Source organism: Mycobacterium lacus, from assembly GCF_010731535.1.
In the GTDB taxonomy this organism is placed as follows: Bacteria; Actinomycetota; Actinomycetes; order Mycobacteriales; family Mycobacteriaceae; genus Mycobacterium; species Mycobacterium lacus.
On record NZ_AP022581.1, the window covers coordinates 1,374,915 to 1,393,221 of the forward strand.

The 18,307-nt window shown below is 66.7% G+C and carries 17 protein-coding genes; 14 read left to right on the plus strand and 3 right to left on the minus strand.

The window, feature by feature from the left end:
* The first annotated feature begins 72 nt into the window (after positions 1-72).
* From G6N24_RS06480 to G6N24_RS06510, 7 genes are read left to right on the plus strand one after another with little or no spacing between them, the layout of a single operon-like run.
* Positions 73-825: a helix-turn-helix transcriptional regulator gene (locus tag G6N24_RS06480; RefSeq protein ID WP_085163033.1), complete on the plus strand. Its 753-nt coding sequence runs from the start codon at positions 73-75 to the stop codon at positions 823-825.
* Positions 822-3,404, plus strand: a complete 2,583-nt coding sequence (gene sufB / locus G6N24_RS06485) for a Fe-S cluster assembly protein SufB (protein WP_139822642.1) — start codon at positions 822-824, stop codon at positions 3,402-3,404. Before G6N24_RS06480 ends, sufB begins: the two co-directional genes overlap by 4 nt.
* Complete coding sequence (gene sufD / locus G6N24_RS06490) at positions 3,401-4,573, plus strand: Fe-S cluster assembly protein SufD (RefSeq protein ID WP_085163032.1); 1,173 nt, start codon at positions 3,401-3,403, stop codon at positions 4,571-4,573. Before sufB ends, sufD begins: the two co-directional genes overlap by 4 nt.
* Positions 4,570-5,355, plus strand: a complete 786-nt coding sequence (gene sufC / locus G6N24_RS06495) for a Fe-S cluster assembly ATPase SufC (protein WP_085163031.1) — start codon at positions 4,570-4,572, stop codon at positions 5,353-5,355. Before sufD ends, sufC begins: the two co-directional genes overlap by 4 nt.
* 2 nt (positions 5,356-5,357) lie before the next feature.
* Positions 5,358-6,611, plus strand: a complete 1,254-nt coding sequence (locus G6N24_RS06500; protein ID WP_085163030.1) for a cysteine desulfurase — start codon at positions 5,358-5,360, stop codon at positions 6,609-6,611.
* On the plus strand, positions 6,608-7,135 hold the full coding sequence (sufU, locus tag G6N24_RS06505; RefSeq protein WP_085163029.1) for a Fe-S cluster assembly sulfur transfer protein SufU: 528 nt from the start codon (positions 6,608-6,610) through the stop codon (positions 7,133-7,135). Before G6N24_RS06500 ends, sufU begins: the two co-directional genes overlap by 4 nt.
* Entirely contained in the window at positions 7,110-7,457 is a 348-nt protein-coding gene (locus tag G6N24_RS06510; protein ID WP_085163028.1) for a metal-sulfur cluster assembly factor, read from the plus strand. Before sufU ends, G6N24_RS06510 begins: the two co-directional genes overlap by 26 nt.
* A 14-nt stretch (positions 7,458-7,471) precedes the next feature.
* Here the strand turns inward: G6N24_RS06510 and G6N24_RS06515 are convergent, their stop codons facing one another.
* On the minus strand, positions 7,472-9,301 hold the full coding sequence (locus tag G6N24_RS06515; protein ID WP_085163054.1) for an acyl-CoA dehydrogenase: 1,830 nt from the start codon (positions 9,299-9,301) through the stop codon (positions 7,472-7,474).
* Between the two features lie 287 nt (positions 9,302-9,588).
* On the opposite strand from G6N24_RS06515, the gene G6N24_RS06520 reads away from it, so the two are divergent.
* Complete coding sequence (locus tag G6N24_RS06520; protein ID WP_085163027.1) at positions 9,589-10,734, plus strand: LLM class flavin-dependent oxidoreductase; 1,146 nt, start codon at positions 9,589-9,591, stop codon at positions 10,732-10,734.
* Between the two features lie 19 nt (positions 10,735-10,753).
* Here the strand turns inward: G6N24_RS06520 and G6N24_RS25305 are convergent, their stop codons facing one another.
* The gene (locus G6N24_RS25305; protein ID WP_085163026.1) at positions 10,754-11,854 is read right to left on the minus strand and encodes a PE family protein; all 1,101 of its coding nucleotides are present in this window, start codon (positions 11,852-11,854) and stop codon (positions 10,754-10,756) included.
* A 239-nt stretch (positions 11,855-12,093) separates the two neighbouring features.
* Here G6N24_RS25305 and G6N24_RS06530 point away from each other — a divergent pair, with 239 nt between their 5' ends.
* The 6 genes from G6N24_RS06530 to G6N24_RS06555 all read left to right on the plus strand — a co-directional run bounded on the left by G6N24_RS06530 (position 12,094) and on the right by G6N24_RS06555 (position 17,682).
* Positions 12,094-14,061 carry a heavy metal translocating P-type ATPase gene (locus G6N24_RS06530; RefSeq protein WP_085163025.1) on the plus strand — a complete coding sequence of 656 codons (1,968 nt, stop codon included), beginning with the start codon at positions 12,094-12,096 and terminating at the stop codon, positions 14,059-14,061.
* A gap of 20 nt (positions 14,062-14,081) precedes the next feature.
* Positions 14,082-14,447, plus strand: coding sequence for a thioredoxin domain-containing protein (locus G6N24_RS06535; RefSeq protein ID WP_085163024.1), 366 nt, complete (start codon positions 14,082-14,084; stop codon positions 14,445-14,447).
* A 51-nt stretch (positions 14,448-14,498) separates the two neighbouring features.
* Positions 14,499-14,849, plus strand: coding sequence for a thioredoxin (gene trxA, locus G6N24_RS06540; RefSeq protein ID WP_085163023.1), 351 nt, complete (start codon positions 14,499-14,501; stop codon positions 14,847-14,849).
* Between the two features lie 39 nt (positions 14,850-14,888).
* Positions 14,889-15,698 (plus strand): enoyl-CoA hydratase, encoded by an 810-nt coding sequence (locus G6N24_RS06545; protein WP_085163022.1) that lies wholly within the window; start codon positions 14,889-14,891, stop codon positions 15,696-15,698.
* 66 nt (positions 15,699-15,764) lie between these two features.
* Positions 15,765-17,393 carry an ABC-F family ATP-binding cassette domain-containing protein gene (locus tag G6N24_RS06550; RefSeq protein ID WP_163745431.1) on the plus strand — a complete coding sequence of 543 codons (1,629 nt, stop codon included), beginning with the start codon at positions 15,765-15,767 and terminating at the stop codon, positions 17,391-17,393.
* A 97-nt stretch (positions 17,394-17,490) separates the two neighbouring features.
* Positions 17,491-17,682: a helix-turn-helix domain-containing protein gene (locus G6N24_RS06555; RefSeq protein ID WP_085163019.1), complete on the plus strand. Its 192-nt coding sequence runs from the start codon at positions 17,491-17,493 to the stop codon at positions 17,680-17,682.
* A 51-nt stretch (positions 17,683-17,733) separates the two neighbouring features.
* Here the strand turns inward: G6N24_RS06555 and G6N24_RS06560 are convergent, their stop codons facing one another.
* Entirely contained in the window at positions 17,734-18,297 is a 564-nt protein-coding gene (locus G6N24_RS06560; RefSeq protein WP_085163018.1) for a TetR/AcrR family transcriptional regulator, read from the minus strand.
* Positions 18,298-18,307: the final 10 nt, after the last annotated feature.

An 18,307-nucleotide genomic window follows, 5' to 3' on the forward strand; every position in this document is an offset into this window, starting at 1 on the left:
CAGACTAGCGGCCTCGCCGTGTGACCAGCGCAACCCGCGCACAGGGCACCCTTCCTAGACCGATCGCGGGAATTGCGTCACACTGGTGTTGTGAAAATCACCGCGGGCTCGGCGACTGTTGCTGCGCCAGTTTCCGACGGTCACACCCGTCGCGCTGTCGTGCGCCTGCTGCTGGAGTCCGGATCGATCACCGCCACCCAGATCGGTGACCGGCTGGGCCTCTCGGCGGCCGGGGTCCGGCGCCATCTCGACGCGCTGATCGAGGCGGGCGACGCCGAGTCGGTGGCCGCCGCGGCATGGCAGCAGATTGGCCGCGGGCGGCCCGCCAAGCGCTTCCGGCTGACGGCGGCCGGCCGGGAGAAGCTCGAGCACTCCTACGACGACCTGGCGTCCGCGGCCATGCGGCAACTGCGCGAGATCGGCGGTGAGGACGCGGTCCGGACGTTCGCCCGGCGGCGTATCGACGCGATCCTGGCCGGTGTCGAGGCGGCCGACGGCGCCGACGACGCCGCCGTGGAGGCCGCGGCCGAGCGCGTCGCCGATGCGCTGAGCAGGGCAGGTTACGTCGCCACCACCACCCGGGTCGGCGGGCCGATCCACGGTGTGCAGATCTGCCAGCACCACTGCCCGGTGTCGCATGTCGCCGAGGAATTTCCCGAGTTGTGCGAAACCGAGCAGGAGGCCATGGCCGAGGTGCTCGGCACCCACGTGCAGCGGTTGGCGACCATCGTCAACGGCGACTGCGCTTGCACTACCCACGTGCCACTTACACCAGCGCCCAGCCCGCGCCGGGAAGCCACGAGCATCGAAGGAGCGTCCGCATGACCCTCACTCCCGAGGCCAGCACGACTGCCGCCGAGCCCCTGACCCAGCAGCAGGCCATCGCCTCCCTGGGCCGGTATGGCTACGGCTGGGCGGATTCCGACGTCGCGGGCGCCAGCGCGCAGCGTGGGCTGTCCGAGGCGGTGGTCCGCGACATCTCGGCGAAGAAGAACGAGCCCGAGTGGATGCTGCAGAACCGGCTCAAGGCGCTGCGCATCTTCGAGCGCAAGCCGATGCCGAAGTGGGGCTCCAACCTCGAGGGCATCGACTTCGACAACATCAAATACTTCGTGCGCTCCACCGAGAAGCAGGCAGCGTCGTGGGACGATTTGCCAGAAGATATTCGTAATACCTATGACAAACTAGGAATTCCGGAAGCGGAAAAGCAGCGGCTGGTTGCCGGGGTAGCGGCTCAATACGAATGTCTGGCGGGTGCCACCTTGGTGTGGACAGCCAACCGTGGTCAGGTCCCGATCAAGGAGATCGAGTGCGGAGATCGGGTGTTTGCTTACGACGAGGAGGCCGAGCGATTCATCGTGGCCCCGGTCAAGGCGTCTGCGCAGACCGACACCCGGCTTACCTACGCGGTCAAGACGACCCGTCGCAGCATCCGCGCGACCGATAATCACCCGATGCTTGTGCTGCGTGACGAGCGCCAGGCTGGGAGGCAACGCGCCCGGTTTGCCCGGCGTTGGGTCACTGTGGGCGAGATCAAGCCTGGTGACTTCATTGCGGTACCGCGGACTGTCCCCAATTTTGGTGTGGCTGCTGAACTTCCGACTGTTGCCGGGTTGGCCGCGCCCGCGGCGACTTCCATTGACCTGATGTGGCTGCTGGGCCTCTACATCGGCGACGGCAATCTGCATCTGTCGACGAAGACCTACCGTGTTCAGTTCGCTATCCCCGCAACCGATGTCGAGCTCCGGGCCGAGTTGACCCGGGTCGTGAAGAACCTATTCAGCCTGCGTTGCATTGAGGCTGACGAGTACCGAGTGGTCGTGAACTCAAAGGCGCTGACTGAGTGGATGGTCGAGTTGGGCTTCGGTGGATTGTCGCTGACTAAGCGGGTGCCGGACTGGGTATACGGATTGCCCGTCGATCAGCGGCTAGCATTCCTCGGCGGCTGGGTCGACGCCGACGGGTACGTACAGCCCGAGCGCAGCGGCTCCGTCATGTTGACGTGCGCGAACGAGACGTTGCTTGGTCAGGCTCGCGAGCTGGCCGAGCTGTCTGGATTGCGTGCGAGTGGGCCATGGTCATTCACCCAGCCCTACCGACACGCGCCTGAGCGCATGCAGATCGCGTGGCGGCTCGGTATTTCTGGGAACTTCGATCGGCTCGGGTGTCGGAATCCGAAGCGAACCGCGCGCTTTGGCCGTCGCCGTTACGTGCATTCGTCCAATGGCGCACACGGGACGACGATTCGGGCACACACCAACGAATGGCTTGGCTTCGAGCGGGTCAAGTCGGTCGAGCCCTACGCCGTGGAACCGGTGTACGACATCGAGGTTGACGGGCCGCACAACTTCATCGCCGAAGGCCTGGTGGTACACAACTCCGAGGTGGTGTACCACCAGATACGGGAAGACCTTGAGGCCCAAGGGGTTATCTTCCTTGACACCGACACGGGTTTGCGGGAACACCCTGAGATCTTCAAGCGATACTTCGGCACGGTCATCCCGGCGGGGGACAACAAGTTCTCCGCCCTGAATACCGCGGTGTGGTCGGGCGGCAGCTTCATTGTGGTCCCGCCCGGTGTGCACGTGGACATCCCGTTGCAGGCCTACTTCCGGATCAACACCGAAAACATGGGTCAATTCGAGCGGACGTTGATAATCGTTGGAGAGAACGCTTACGTCCACTACGTGGAGGGGTGTACTGCTCCCGTTTACAAGTCGGATTCACTGCACTCCGCGGTGGTGGAGATCATCGTAAAGCCCGGTGGCCGTTGCCGTTACACCACGATCCAGAACTGGTCGAACAACGTCTACAACTTGGTCACCAAGCGGGCGCGCGCCGAGGCCGGCGCCACCATGGAGTGGATCGACGGCAACATCGGGTCCAAGGTGACCATGAAGTACCCGGCGGTCTGGATGACCGGCGAGCACGCCAAGGGTGAGGTGTTGTCGGTGGCGTTCGCCGGCGAGTACCAGCACCAGGACACCGGCGCCAAGATGCTGCACCTGGCGCCGAACACGTCGAGCAACATCGTGTCCAAGTCGGTGGCCCGCGGCGGCGGCCGCACCTCCTACCGCGGCCTCGTGCAAGTGAACAAAGGGGCGCACGGGTCCAGATCGAGCGTGAAATGCGATGCGCTGCTGGTGGATACGGTCAGCCGCAGTGACACCTACCCCTACGTCGACATTCGCGAGGACGACGTCACGATGGGCCACGAGGCCACCGTGTCGAAGGTCAGCGAGAACCAGCTGTTCTACCTGATGAGCCGCGGGCTGACCGAGGACGAGGCCATGGCGATGGTGGTGCGCGGCTTCGTCGAGCCGATCGCCAAGGAATTGCCCATGGAATACGCGCTCGAGCTCAACCGGCTGATCGAGCTGCAGATGGAGGGCGCGGTCGGATGACCGTCGCCCAGGGCTCTACCGTATTGAACAAGGGAGAGCTGTTCGCCTCCTTCGACGTTGACGCTTTCGAGGTTCCGCACGGCCGCGATGAGATCTGGCGGTTCACCCCGCTGCGGCGGTTGCGCGGCCTGCACGACGGCTCCGCGCCCGCCACCGGTAGCGCCACGATCACCGTCAGCGGGGACCCCGGCATAACGGTGGAGACCGTGCGCCGCGGCGACGAGCGGCTTGGGCAGGGCGGCGTTCCCGCCGACCGTGTTGCCGCCCAGGCGTTTTCGTCGTTCAACTCGGCGACGCTGGTCACCGTCGGGCGGGACACGCAGGTCGCCGCTCCGGTGAACGTCGCCGTCGCCGGTCCGGGCGAGGGTGCGGTGGCCTACGGACATCTGCAGATCAGGGTCGACGAGCTCGGCGAGGCCGTCGTGGTCATCGACCACCGGGGCAGCGGAACCTACGCCGACAATGTGGAATTCGTCGTCGATAACGCGGCCCGGCTCACCGTCGTGTGGATCGCGGATTGGGCCGACGACATGGTCCACCTCAGCGCGCACCACGCCCGGCTCGGCAAGGACGCGGTGCTGCGGCACGTCACGGTCACGCTGGGCGGCGAGGTGGTGCGGATGTCGGCGGGCGTGCGGTTCGCCGGAACCGGCGGGGACGCCGAGCTGCTGGGCCTGTACTTCGCCGACGACGGCCAGCACCTGGAGTCACGGCTGCTGGTCGACCACGCCCACCCCGACTGCAAGTCTTATGTGCTGTACAAGGGTGCGCTGCAAGGGGATCCGGCGTCGTCGCTGCCCGACGCGCACACCGTCTGGGTAGGCGACGTGCTGATCCGCGCCCAGGCCACCGGCACTGACACCTTCGAGGTGAACCGCAACCTGGTGCTCACCGACGGTGCGCGCGCGGACTCGGTGCCCAACCTGGAGATCGAGACCGGCGAGATCGTCGGAGCCGGACACGCCAGCGCCACCGGGCGTTTCGACGACGAGCAGCTGTTCTACCTGCGCTCGCGCGGCATTTCCGAAGAGCAGGCCCGCCGGCTGGTGGTCCGGGGCTTCTTCGGCGAGATCATCTCCAAGGTCGCGGTGCCCGAGGTACGGGAGCGCCTGACCGCGGCCATCGAACACGAACTGGCCATCACGGAATCGAGAGCGACGGTTTCATGACGACTCTGGAAATCAAGGACCTGCACGTCAGCGTCGATAACCCGAACACCGCCGCCGACGGGGAGGGTGAGATCGCCATCCTCAAGGGTGTCGATCTCACCGTGAAATCCGGTGAGACGCATGCCTTGATGGGCCCCAATGGCTCGGGCAAGTCGACGCTGTCCTATGCCATCGCGGGTCACCCCAAGTACCGGGTGACGTCGGGATCCATCACGCTGGACGGCGCCGACGTGCTGGCGATGAGCGTCGATGAACGCGCGCGGGCGGGAATCTTTCTGGCCATGCAATACCCCGTCGAGGTCCCCGGCGTCTCGGTATCGAACTTCCTGCGCTCGGCGGCGACGGCCATCCGCGGTGAGGCGCCGAAGCTGCGGCTGTGGGTCAAAGAGGTCAAGTCCGCGATGACCGCCCTCGACATCGACCCGGCCTTCGCCGAGCGCAGCGTCAACGAAGGGTTTTCCGGTGGCGAGAAGAAGCGGCACGAGATCCTGCAGCTGGAACTGCTCAGGCCCAGGATCGCCATCCTCGACGAGACCGACTCCGGGTTGGACGTCGACGCGCTGCGGGTGGTCAGCGAGGGCGTGAACCGCTACGCCGAATCCGAGCACGGCGGCATCCTGTTGATCACGCACTACACCCGCATCCTGCGCTACATCCACCCGGAATACGTGCACGTGTTCGTCGGCGGTCGCATCGCCGAATCCGGGGGTTCGGAGCTGGCCGACGAACTCGAGCAGAACGGCTACGTGCGCTTCACACAAGCGGCGGCTACCGGGGTCTGATCATGACGGCGCCAGTGACCCCACTTGACCTCGCGGCGATCCGCGCCGATTTCCCCATCCTGAAGCGCGTGATGCGGGGTGGAAATCAGTTGGCTTACCTGGATTCGGGTGCCACGTCGCAGCGCCCCTTGCAGGTGCTCGACGCGGAGCGGGAGTTTCTGGTCGCCTCCAACGGTGCGGTGCACCGCGGTGCGCACCAGCTGATGGAGGAGGCCACCGACGCCTACGAGCAGGGCCGTGCCGACATCGCGGCGTTCGTCGGCGCCGACGCCGACGAGCTGGTGTTCACCAAGAACGCCACGGAGTCGCTCAACCTGGTGTCATATGTGCTGGGCGACAACCGTTTCGAACACGCCGTCGGGCTCGGCGACGTTATCGTCACCACCGAGCTCGAGCACCACGCCAACCTGGTTCCGTGGCAGGAGCTGGCCCGGCGTACCGGGGCCACGCTGCGTTGGTATGGCGTCACCGACGAGGGTCGTATCGATCTGGACTCGTTGCAACTCGACGAACGAGTCAAGGTCGTTGCGTTCACCCATCACTCCAATGTGACCGGCGCGCTGGCGCCGGTGAGCGAATTGGTCTCCCGCGCCAAGGAAGTGGGCGCGCTGACGGTCCTGGACGCCTGCCAGTCGGTGCCGCATCAGCCGGTCGACTTCCACGGGCTGGGCGTCGACTTCGCCGTGTTCTCCGGGCATAAAATGCTGGGCCCCAATGGGATCGGTGTCCTGTATGGCCGGCGCGAGTTGATGGCCGCCGCGCCCCCATTTCTTACCGGTGGTTCGATGATCGAGACCGTGACCATGGAAGCCACCACCTACGCGCCGGCGCCGCAGCGGTTCGAGGCCGGCACCCCGATGACCTCCCAGGTGGTCGGGCTGGCCGCCGCGGCACGCTATCTCGGCGCGATCGGCATGGATGCCGTCGAAGCCCACGAGCGCGGGCTGGTTGCCGCAACCATTGACGGCCTTTCCGGTATCGACGGCGTACGCATCATCGGTCCCACATCGATGGAAAACCGCTGCTCGCCAGTGTCATTCGTCGTCGACGGGGTGCACGCGCACGATGTCGGCCAGGTGCTCGACGACGACGGCGTCGCCGTGCGGGTGGGACACCACTGCGCGTTGCCCCTGCACCGCAGGTTCGGCCTGGCGGCCACCGCGCGGGCGTCGTTCGCGGTGTACAACACCGCCGACGAGGTGGACCGGTTGGTGGCCGGCGTGCGACGCTCCCTGGACTTCTTTGGGAGAGCGTGACGTTGCGTCTGGAGCAGATCTATCAGGACGTGATCCTGGACCACTACAAGCACCCGCAGCACCGCGGACTGCGGGAGCCGTTCGCGGCCCAGGTATACCACGTCAACCCCATCTGCGGTGACGAGGTCACCCTGCGGGTCGCGCTGTCCGACGACGGCGAGATCGTCGCGGACGTCTCCTATGACGGACAAGGCTGTTCGATCAGCCAGGCCTCGACCTCGGTGCTCGCCGAGCAGGTGATCGGTCAGAGCGTGCCGGAGGCGCTGAAGACCATCGCGGCGTTCACCGAAATGGTGTCCTCGCGCGGCGCCGTTGAGGGTGACGAGGAGGTCCTGGGCGACGGAGTGGCGTTCGCCGGAGTGGCCAGGTATCCGGCGCGGGTGAAATGCGCGTTGCTGGGATGGATGGCCTTCAAGGATGCGCTGGCCCAGGCCAGCGCGGAAAACGACGCATTGGCGCAAGCCAGCTCGAAGGACGAGGCACTCGAGGAGGTCACAGATGAGCGAAGCCACCGCACCGGATGACGAATTGCTCGCCGATGTCGAGGAGGCGATGCGCGATGTCGTCGATCCGGAGCTGGGGATAAACGTCGTCGATCTGGGGCTGGTCTACGGCCTGGACCTGGAAGAGGGCGACGAAGGACCCGTCGCGCTGATCGACATGACCCTGACGTCGGCGGCCTGTCCGCTCACCGACGTCATCGAGGACCAATCGCGCAGCGCGTTGGTCGGCAGCGGGCTGGTCAGCGATCTGCGGATCAACTGGGTGTGGAACCCCCCGTGGGGCCCGGACAAGATCACCGACGACGGGCGTGAGCAACTGCGCGCGCTCGGTTTCACCGTCTGAACGCGAAGGCCCTGTCAGAACGCGGCTTCGGAAACGCGCATGATGTCGTCGTCGATGGATTCGATGACGCTACGCAGTCCTGTCAGCTTGGGCAGCATGTTGTTGGCGAAGAAGGCCGCGGTTGCGATTTTGCCCTGATAGAACGGCTCGTCATCCTTGGACGGCGAGTTGGCCAACGCGGCATGTGCGACTTGGGCTTGCACCAGCAGTCGCCAGCCGATCAGCAGGTCACCGACGGCGAGCAGGTATCGCACCGATCCGAGCCCCACCTTGTAGATCTCGGTGGGGTGTTGCGCGGCGGACATCAGGTAACCGGTCAAAGCGCCGGTCATGGCCGTGACGTCTTCGAGCGCGGTTTGCAGCCGTTGGGCGTGTGGTTTCAGTGACGCGTCGCAGTTTTCGATGGTCTGGCTGATCTGGGCCGTCACGAACTGCAGAGCCTGCCCGTGGTCGCGCACGATCTTGCGGAAGAACAAGTCCAGCGCCTGGATCGCGGTGGTGCCCTCGTAGAGCGAATCGATCTTGGCATCTCGGATGTACTGCTCGATGGGATAGTCGGTGAGGAAGCCCGAGCCACCCAGCGTCTGCAGCGATTCGGTCAGGATTTCGTAGGCCCGTTCTGAGCCCACCCCTTTGACGATGGGCAGCAGCAGATCGTCGACGCGGTGCGCCATGTTGTGGTCCGCACCCGAAACTCGTTGCGCGACATCATCGTCCTGGTGCGCGGCGGCATAGAGATACAGCGCCCGCAGACCCTCGGCGTAGGCCTTCTGGGTCATCAGGCTGCGGCGCACATCGGGGTGGTGCATGATGGTGACCCGCGGCGCGGTCTTGTCGGTCATCTGGGTCAGGTCCGCGCCCTGCACCCTTTCCTTCGCAAAGGCCAGCGCGTTCAGGTAGCCCGTGGACAACGTGCCGGCGGACTTGACACCGATCGTCATGCGGGCGTGCTCGATCACGGTGAACATCTGCGCGATTCCGTTGTGCACGCCCCCGACCAGGTAGCCGACGGCGGGCACGTCGGTCGCGCCGAACGTCAGTTCGCACGTCGGGGACGACTTCAACCCCATCTTGTGTTCCAGCCCGGTGACGAAAACCCCATTGCGGGAACCAAGTTCAAACGTCTCGTGGTCGAAAAGGTAGTTGGGCACGTAGAACAGGCTCAGCCCCTTGGTGCCCGGCCCGGCGCCTTCGGGCCGGGCCAGTACCAGATGGAAAATGTTCTCGGCGGTATTGCCCACGTCACCGCCGGAGATGAACCGCTTGACGCCCTCGATGTGCCAGGTGCCATCGGGTTGTTCGATGGCCTTGGTGCGGCCCGCTCCAACATCGGAGCCCGCGTCGGGTTCGGTGAGCACCATGGTGGCCTGCCAGCCGCGTTCCACACCGGCCGCCGCCCACTGGCGCTGCTGCTCGTTGCCCTCGACGTAGAGCGATTGCGACAACACGGGACCCAAGTTGAAGAAACACGCCGATGGATTGGCGCAGTAGATCATCTCGTTGACCGCCCAGGCCAGCGGCGGCGGCGCGGGCATGCCGCCGATTTCCTCGGCCAGGCCCAGGCGCCACCACCCGGCATCTTTGATCGTCTGCACGGTTTTGACCAATTCGTCCGGCACGCTGATGGCGTGCGCCTCGGGATCGAACACCGGCGGGTTGCGGTCCGCGAAGGCGAAGGACTCGGCAATGGGGCCCTCGGCCAAACGGGCGGCCTCGGCCAATATTGTTCGCGCGGTGTCCACGTCGAGATCGCTGTAGCGTCCGGTACCCAGGACGGCGCCTATGTCGAGGACCTCGAAAAGGTTGAATTCGAGGTCACGGACGTTGGCGATGTAATGCCCCAATGCGCTTCCCTTCGCTCCGGCCGATTTCATCCCAAGTTTGGCCGACTCGGGAAAATGTACGCAACCGTAACCTGCCGCGGCGCCGGAGTCGCGGGACCTCGGCCGTCACCGTCCCCGTCGTCAATGGCGCCGTCTAAACGACCCGTCCCCACAACAACTTTTCATGAAGGCCCGGACGAACGGCTGAGCGCGGCCGTTACCGTGTTAGGGCGACGAAACGCCCACGGCATGGCGAGCTGTCGCTGGCGGCGCTCAACCGGCGCCGCGGAGGGCAGAGGAGGGCAGGCATGGGCGGCTTTCGAGTCGGACTCGGCAATCAGATCGTCAATTCTCGATACTCTCCGACCTTGTTGGCCCGCGCCGACTACCTGACCGCGACGGCCAGCGGGATCGACTCGTTCTGGGTGGGAGACCATCTGAACGCCGTTCTTCCGCGGTCGATCGCGACACCCCGGTACCTCGGTGTCGCCAGACTCGTTCCCAAGATCGATGCCCAGCTCGAACCGTGGACTCTGCTGGGTCACCTTGCTTCGCGTAACCGGTTGGCACGACTGCGACTTGGTGTGGGGGTCACGGATGCCAGTCGACGCCTCCCGGCGGTCACCGCGCAGGCCGCGGCGACGTTGCATCTGATCACGCGCGGCCGCGCGATGCTCGGCATGGGTGTCGGGGAGCGGGAAGGCAACGAGCCCTACGGCGTGGACTGGACAAAACCGGTCGCGCGGTTCGAGGAAGCGGTCGCCACGATCCGCGCCCTGTGGAATTCCAATGGCGAGCCCGTTTCGCGTGACTCGCCGTACTTTCCCTTGCGCAAGGCGGTGTTCGACCTGCCGCCCTACCGGGGGAAGTGGCCCGAGATCTGGATCTCCGCGAACGGTCCGCGGATGCAGCGAGTCACCGGGCGGTACGCCGACGCCTGGTTTCCGGGCTTGGTGCTGCGACCGAAAGACTATCCGCGGGGGCTGGAAGCGGTGCGGGCAGCGGCGTCCGACGCGGGGCGGGACCCTACATCGGTCACGCCGGCGATGGGGCTGTTCGTCATGACCGGACGCAGCCGAGACGACGTTGACGAGGCATTGCATTCCGACGCCGCAAAGACGTTCGCGCTCAACCTTCCGGGCACGCTGTGGGCGGAGCACGGCGTGCAGCATCCGCTCGGCGACAACTTCTCTGGCGTACAAGATTTGGTTCCGCAGACTCTCGATGAACAGACGGTGCGGTCGTACATCAGACGCGTGCCGGTGTCGTTGCTGAGGGACGGCATGCTCACCGGGACCGCAAACGAGGTCGTCGACCAAGCCGCCGAGTGGCGGGATCATGGTGTGCGCTATCTCGTCGTCTTCAACGCGAGTATCTTTCAGCCCAGTCTGCGCAGAGCCGTGGCCGCGACCGCACCGTTCTTCAACATCCTGCGCGGGCTCAAAAAGTTGTGAAGCAACGGTAGGGCTGCTACTACGTGCCGTTCGCGCCGTTCACGCCGAACAGCAGCCCCCGCTGGCCGCCGGTGCCGGGCGTGCTAAGTCCGTTGGCGTCGCCGCCGTCGCCGCCGTTGCCAATCAGCAGCGCGTTGCCGCCGTTGCCGCCATTGCCGGTGAGCGTCCCGCCATCGCCACCGGCCCCGCCGTTGCCGATCAACCCGGCCTGGCCGCCGGTCCCGCCGTTGCTGGTCGTTCCGCCGCCGCCGCCGTGACCGCCGTTGCCGATCAAGAACCCACCGTTGCCGCCGGCCCCGCCGTTCCCGAAGGACAGAGAATCCCCGCCTGCGCCACCGTTGCCCAGCAACCAGGCTCGGCCACCCGCTGCGCCGCCGGCCGGGCCGGAGCCGCCGGCGGCCCCGTTGCCGAAGAACAGCCCGCCGTTGCCGCCAACGCCACCGGTCGCCCCGGCAACGCCGGCGCCGCCGGTGCCGCCGGAACCGAACAACAGAGCTGAGCCGCCGGCGCCTCCGCTGAAGCCCCCGGTATTGCCGACGCCGCCGGCGCCGCCGTTGCCGAAGAACAGCCCGCCGTTGCCGCCGGCGCCGCCGCTCGCGGCCGCTCCGCCCGCGCCGCCGGCGCCACCGAAACCGAGCAGGCCCGCGGAGCCGCCGCGGCCGCCGGCCTGGCCGGCCCCGCCATTCGCGCCATTGCCGCCGTTGCCGAACAGGATTCCCCCGTCCTCGCCGGCCTGGCCCGGCAGGGTGCCGTTGTTGCCGTCGCCGATCAGCGGGCGGTTGAACAGCGCCCGGCTGGGCGCGTTGATCAGGTCGAGCAACGGCTGCAGCGGGCCAACGCTGGCGGCCTCCGTGGCGGCGTAAGCCTGGGCGCCGCCGAACAGGGTCTGCACGAACTGCTCGTGAAACGCCGCGGCCTGGGCGCTGAGGGCCTGGTAGGTCTTGCCTTGCGCGCCGAAGAACGCCGCGACGGCGACCGACACATCGTCGGCGGCCGCGGCCGCGACCGAGGTCGTCTGCGCCGTCGCGGCCGAGTTGGCCGCGCTGATCGCGGAACCGATTCGAGCCAGGTTCCCTGCCGCCTCCGAAACGAACTCAGTGTTGGCGATCACGAACGACATCTCGCACCTCCCCGGTGAAGCGTCAGCGACAAAAGAATCTTATCGTGATTCGTCAGCAATGTTACCCATTCTTCACTTGTTTCAGGGTGAGTTGCGCAAACCGGCACGGAAGTCAATTTGCGTTGTGCCAGTGACCAATTCAATCGCATACCGCAATGCAATTGAGATACTTGGCGATCGCTGCGTCCCTAAACTCGGTTCATCCTGACGAACTCCCACCCCTTTGTGAGGCCGCCGGAATGACCCCGACCGCTCTCGAACTGACTGCCCCACAAGCTCCTATCGACCGCGATCGAAGCACCGTAGGCCAACCGTTGACGTGGCGCGCGGCATTGTGGTCGGTGGTGTCCGTGCGTTGGGCGACGCTGGCACTGGCGCTGTTCTTGGCTGGGCTGGCGGCTCAGCTGAACGGTGCGCCCCAGACCGTGTGGTGGGCGCTGTATCTGGCCTGTTACCTCGGCGGCGGGTGGGGCTCCGCTTGGGCCGGTGCACAGGCGTTGCGGAACAAGGCCCTTGACGTGGACCTGCTGATGATCGTCGCGGCGATCGGAGCGGTCGCGATCGGGCAGATCTTCGACGGCGCCCTGCTGATCGTGATCTTCGCTACCTCGGGCGCGCTCGACGACGTCGCCACCAAACACACGGCGGATTCGGTCAAGGGCCTACTGAATCTCGCGCCGGACCGGGCAGTGCTGGTCGCCGGCGACGGCAGCCAGCGGGTGGTGCCGGCCGGCGAGCTGGCGGTCGGTGACCAGGTCGTGGTGCGGCCGGGCGAGCGGATCCCCGCCGACGGCATCGTGGTGTCGGGGTCCTCCGAGGTCGACGAATGCTCGATCACCGGCGAATCGATGGCGGTGACCAAGGACAGTGGTGACGAGGTGTTCGCCGGCACCGTGAACGGGTCGGGGGTGCTGCAGCTGGTGGTGGCCCGCGACCCGTCGCAGACCGTGGTCGCCCGCATCGTCGAATTGGTGGCCGAGGCTTCGGCCACCAAGGCCAGGACCCAGCTCTTCATCGAGAAGATCGAGCAGCGTTACTCGGTGGGCGTGGTGGCGGCCACGCTCGCGCTTATCACCATCCCATTGATGATGGGTGCCCAGCTGCAGCCAACGTTGTTGCGCGCCATGACTTTTATGATCGTGGCCTCGCCGTGCGCGGTGGTGCTGGCCACCATGCCACCGCTGCTTGCGGCGATCGCCAACGCGGGCCGACACGGGGTGCTGGTCAAATCCGCTGTGGTCGTCGAACAGCTCGCCGACACCAGCGTCGTCGCGTTGGACAAGACCGGTACGCTGACGTGCGGTGCCCCGCGGGTGACGACCGTCGAACCGCTGAACCCCGACGTGGTCGACGTTCACAGGTTGCTCCAATTGGCCGCTGCCGCAGAACAATCCAGCGAGCACCCGCTCGGGCGGGCCATCGTCGAGGAGGCTCGCAGGCGCGGTATCGCCATCCCGGCCGCCGAGGACTTCCGCGCGTTGCCGGGCCGTGGGGTGCGCGCCACCGTGGGCCGCGATTTCGTCGAGGTGTGCAGCCCGCACAGCTACCGGGGCGCGCCGCTGCCCGAATTGGTGGCGATCCTTCAGGCCGGCGCCACTGCCGCGATCGTCCTGCGCGACGGCATCGCCGTCGGTGTGCTCGGACTCACCGATCAGGTGCGTCCCGACGCCGCGGAGTCCGTCGCGTCGCTGGCGGCGTTGACCTGCGCGCCGCCGATATTGCTGACGGGTGACAACGGGCGCGCGGCAACACGGGTCGCCCAGCACGCCGGGATCAGCGACGTGCGAGCCGCGCTGTTGCCCGAGCAGAAGGTCGAAGCGGTCCGTGGCCTGCAAGCCGGTGGTCACCGCGTCCTCCTCGTCGGCGACGGCGTCAACGATGCGCCCGCGATGGCCGCGGCCCGCACGTCGATCGCCATGGGCGCCGGTGCCGACCTGACCCTGCAGACCGCCGACGGCGTCACCGTCCGCGACGAACTGCACACCATCCCGACGATCATCGGGTTGGCTCGCCAGGCTCGCCGGGTGGTGGGCGTCAACCTCGTCATCGCGGCCACGTTTATCGCCGCCTTGGTGTTGTGGGACCTCTTCGGCCAGTTGCCGCTGCCGCTGGGTGTGGCCGGTCACGAGGGATCGACCATCCTCGTCGCCCTCAACGGCATGCGGTTGCTGACCAACCGTTCCTGGCGGGCCGCGGCGGGCAGGTGAGTTCAGTACGCTAGCGCGACGTGGGTACCCGAGATCTCACTGCCGAGAACTTCAAGAGGACCATCAACAGCAACGACAACGTGCTCGTCTACTTTTGGGCACCGTTGTGCGCACCGTGCGACGTCTTCACACCGACCTACCAGGCGTCGTCGGAGAAGAACTTCGACATCGTGCACGGCAAGGTCAACTTCGAAACCGAGCAGGAGCTCACATCGGTGGCCCAGGTCACGTTGTTGCCCACGCTGATGGCCTTCAAGAAGGGGAAGCTGGTGTTCAAGCAAGCCGGCATCGCCAATCCCGCGGTGATGGACGAGCTGGTCCGCCACCTCAGGGCGTACAGGTTCAAGGTCGAGTCGTCCCCGCCAGCCCAGCAAGGCTTGCTGTGATCTCACCCGCTTCAGGGAACAAGGACGGCGCCTCGCGGTGTTTGCACCCCTATGACTACCCAAGACCTCACTGCTGCGCAGTTCAACGAAACGATCAACGGCAACGACATGGTGCTCGTGGACTTCTGGGCGTCCTGGTGCGGCCCGTGTCGCGCGTTCGCGCCGACGTTCAAGGCGTCGTCGGAGAAGCACCCCGACGTGGTGTTCGCCAAGGTCGACACCGAGGCCGAGCAAGAGCTGGCCGCCGCCGCCCAGATCCGATCCATCCCCACGCTGATGGCCTTCAAGAAGGGCAAGCTGTTGTTCAACCAGGCCGGTGCCCTCCCGCCGGCAGCCCTAGAGGACCTGGTGCAGCAGCTCAAGGCCTACGACGTGGATGGCGCACCGGCCGAACAGGCGTGATCTCGAGGGGCCGGGCGACCTTACAGGTACCTTTCAAAGGTGAGTTTGGTCCTCGTTGAACACCCGCGACCCGAGATCGCGCTGATCACCCTTAACCGGCCCGAGCGGATGAACTCCATGGCATTCGACGTCATGGTGCCGCTTAAGGAGGCCCTCGAGAAGGTCACCTACGACAACGCCGTGCGGGTGGTCGTGCTGACCGGCGCGGGTCGGGGATTCTCCTCGGGCGCAGATCACAAGTCGGCGGGCACGGTGCCGCACGTCGAGCAATTGACGCGGCCGACCTACGCGCTGCGCTCCATGGAGCTGCTCGACGACGTCATCCTGGCGTTGCGACGGATGCACCAACCCGTGATCGCCGCGGTCAACGGCCCGGCCATCGGCGGTGGGCTGTGCCTGGCGCTGGCCGCCGACATCCGGGTGGCCTCGACCAGCGCCTACTTTCGGGCGGCCGGCATCAACAACGGGCTGACCGCCAGCGAGCTGGGCCTGAGCTACCTGCTGCCCAGGGCCATCGGATCGTCGCGGGCGTTCGAGATCATGCTGACCGGCCGCGACGTCAGCGCCGAGGAGGCCGAGCGGATCGGGCTGGTGTCGTGTCAGGTCCCGCCGGGCCAGCTGCTGGACACCTGCTATGCGATCGCCGCACGGATGGCGGCGTTCTCGCGGCCGGGAATCGAGTTGACCAAACGCACGCTATGGGGTGGACTGGACGCCGCCAGCCTGGAAGGGCACATGCAGGCCGAGGGCCTGGGGCAGCTCTTCGTCCGCCTGCTCACCGCCAACTTCGAAGAAGCGGTCGCCGCGCGCGCCGAGAAGCGGCCGGCGGTGTTCACCGACGACAAGTAGGTCCGGCGACGATGCAGGCCGAGATTGGCCTGAGGAGGAGCCGGACAATGAGCAAGAGGAGCGATTGTGATCACGGCTACGGGCCTCGAGGTCCGCGCTGGTGCGCGCATCTTGCTCTCACCCGACGGTCCCGATCTGCGGGTGCAGCCCGGCGATCGGATCGGGCTGGTCGGACGCAACGGCGCGGGCAAGACCACGACCCTGCGCATCCTGGCGGGGGAGAGCGAACCGTATGCCGGGGCGGTCACCCGCGGCGGCGAAATCGGTTACCTGCCACAGGATCCCAAGGAGGGCGATCTCGACGTGCTGGCCCGCGACCGGGTGCTGTCGGCCCGGGGGCTCGACGTGTTGGTCACCGATCTAGAGAAGCAGCAGGCGGTGATGGCCGAGGTCGCCGACGACGACGCCCGTGACCGCGCGATCCGCCGCTACGGCCAGCTCGAGGAGCGGTTCGTCGCGCTGGGCGGCTACGGCGCCGAAAGCGAGGCGGGGCGCATCTGCGCCAGTCTCGGCCTGCCCGAACGGGTGCTGACGCAGCAACTGCGCACCCTGTCCGGCGGTCAGCGCCGCCGGGTGGAGCTGGCGCGCATTCTGTTCGCGGCCTCCGACAGTGGCGCAGGATCTTCGACCACGCTGCTGCTCGACGAGCCCACCAACCACCTCGACGCGGACTCGCTGGGCTGGCTGCGGGATTTCCTGCGGGCGCACACCGGCGGGCTGGTGATGATCAGCCACAACGTCGACCTGGTGGCCGACGTCGTCAACAAGGTGTGGTTCCTGGACGCCGTGCGCGGCGAGGTCGACATCTACAACATGGGCTGGCAGCGCTACCTCGACGCCAGGGCCACCGACGAACAGCGTCGTCGTCGAGAACGCGCGAATGCCGAACGTAAGGCCGCCGCGCTGCGTGCGCAAGCCGCCAAGCTTGGCGCCAAGGCCACCAAGGCCGTTGCGGCCCAGAACATGTTGCGCCGAGCCGATCGGATGATGGCCGCGCTCGACGAGGAACGGGTCGCCGACAGGGTGGCCCGGATCAAATTCCCCACCCCGGCCGCGTGCGGGCGCACGCCTCTGGTGGCCAAGGGGCTGAGCAAGACCTACGGCTCGCTCGAGGTGTTCACCGGTGTCGATCTGGCCATCGACCGCGGCTCCCGGGTTGTGGTGCTGGGCCTCAACGGCGCCGGAAAGACCACCCTGTTGCGACTGCTGGCCGGCGTCGAGCAACCCGACAACGGGGCGCTCGAACCCGGACACGGCCTGCGGATCGGCTATTTCGCGCAGGAACACGACACACTCGACAACGACGAGACGGTCTGGCAGAACATCCGGCACGCCGCACCCGAATCCGGCGAACAGGATCTGCGCGGCCTGCTGGGCGCGTTCATGTTCAGCGGCGCGCAACTCGACCAATCGGCGGGCACGTTGTCCGGCGGAGAGAAAACCCGTCTCGCGCTGGCCGGCCTGGTCGCGTCGACGGCGAACGTGCTGCTGCTCGACGAACCGACCAACAACCTCGACCCGGCGTCGCGCGAGCAGGTGCTCGACGCGCTGCGCAGCTATCGCGGCGCGGTGGTGTTGGTGACCCACGACCCCGGGGCGGCCGAGGCGCTCGCCCCGCAGCGGGTGGTGCTGTTGCCCGACGGCACCGAGGATTATTGGTCCGACGAATATCGGGATCTCATCGAGCTGGCCTGAGCCACGGCGCGGCAGGTGTTTTCGCCCAAAAGCGGCCCGCGGGCGGCAGCAGGTTCCTACGCTAGGTCCCGGAGATCGGCACCATGTGGAGGTAGCGATGCGGAAGTCAAAGAAGACCCGCGATCAGTTATTGCACGAGTTGCGCAACGCCTACGAGGGTGGGGCCAGCATCCGCAATCTCGCGGCCACCACCGGCCGGTCCTACGGATCCGTCCACAGCATGCTGCGCGAGTCGGGTACCACGATGCGCAGCCGCGGCGGCCCGAACCACCGTTCGCGGCCCCGGTAGCCGCCGACCGTGAATCTGACGACCCCGCACCGGAGTGTCGCGTCGTCGGATTCACGGTCGGCGCACCGAATTCTCCACCAGGTCGAGCACGGCGCTAAGCCGCCGCGGGTCTTCACCGGAGGCCAGCCGGGCCACCAATCCGTCGAGAACCAGGTCCAGGTAGCACTGCAACACTTCGCTGGGAACGTCGTCGCGCACCCGGTGGGCCTGCTTCTGCCGGCGCAGCCGCTCGGTCGTCGCCGCTGCCAACTCCGCGGAACGCTCCGCCCAGCCGCGGCTGAACTCCGGGTCGTTGCGCAGCTTGCGCGCGATCTCCAACCTGGTGGCCAGCCAGTCGTATTGATCGGGCGCGGCGAGCATGTCGCGCATCACCTGGATGAGTCCCTCGCGCGACGCCACATGGGCCATCCGTTCGGCATCCTGGCGCGCCAGCGCGAAAAACAGCGCGTCCTTGTCCCGGAAGTGGTGAAAGATCGCACCGCGCGACAAACCGATGGCGTGTTCAAGACGCCGGACCGTGGCCTTGTCATAGCCATATTCGGCGAAGCAACGGCGAGCGCCGTCGAGGATCTGACGGCGGCGAGCCGCCAGATGGTCCTCGCTGACTCTGGGCACGGGTTTGCGT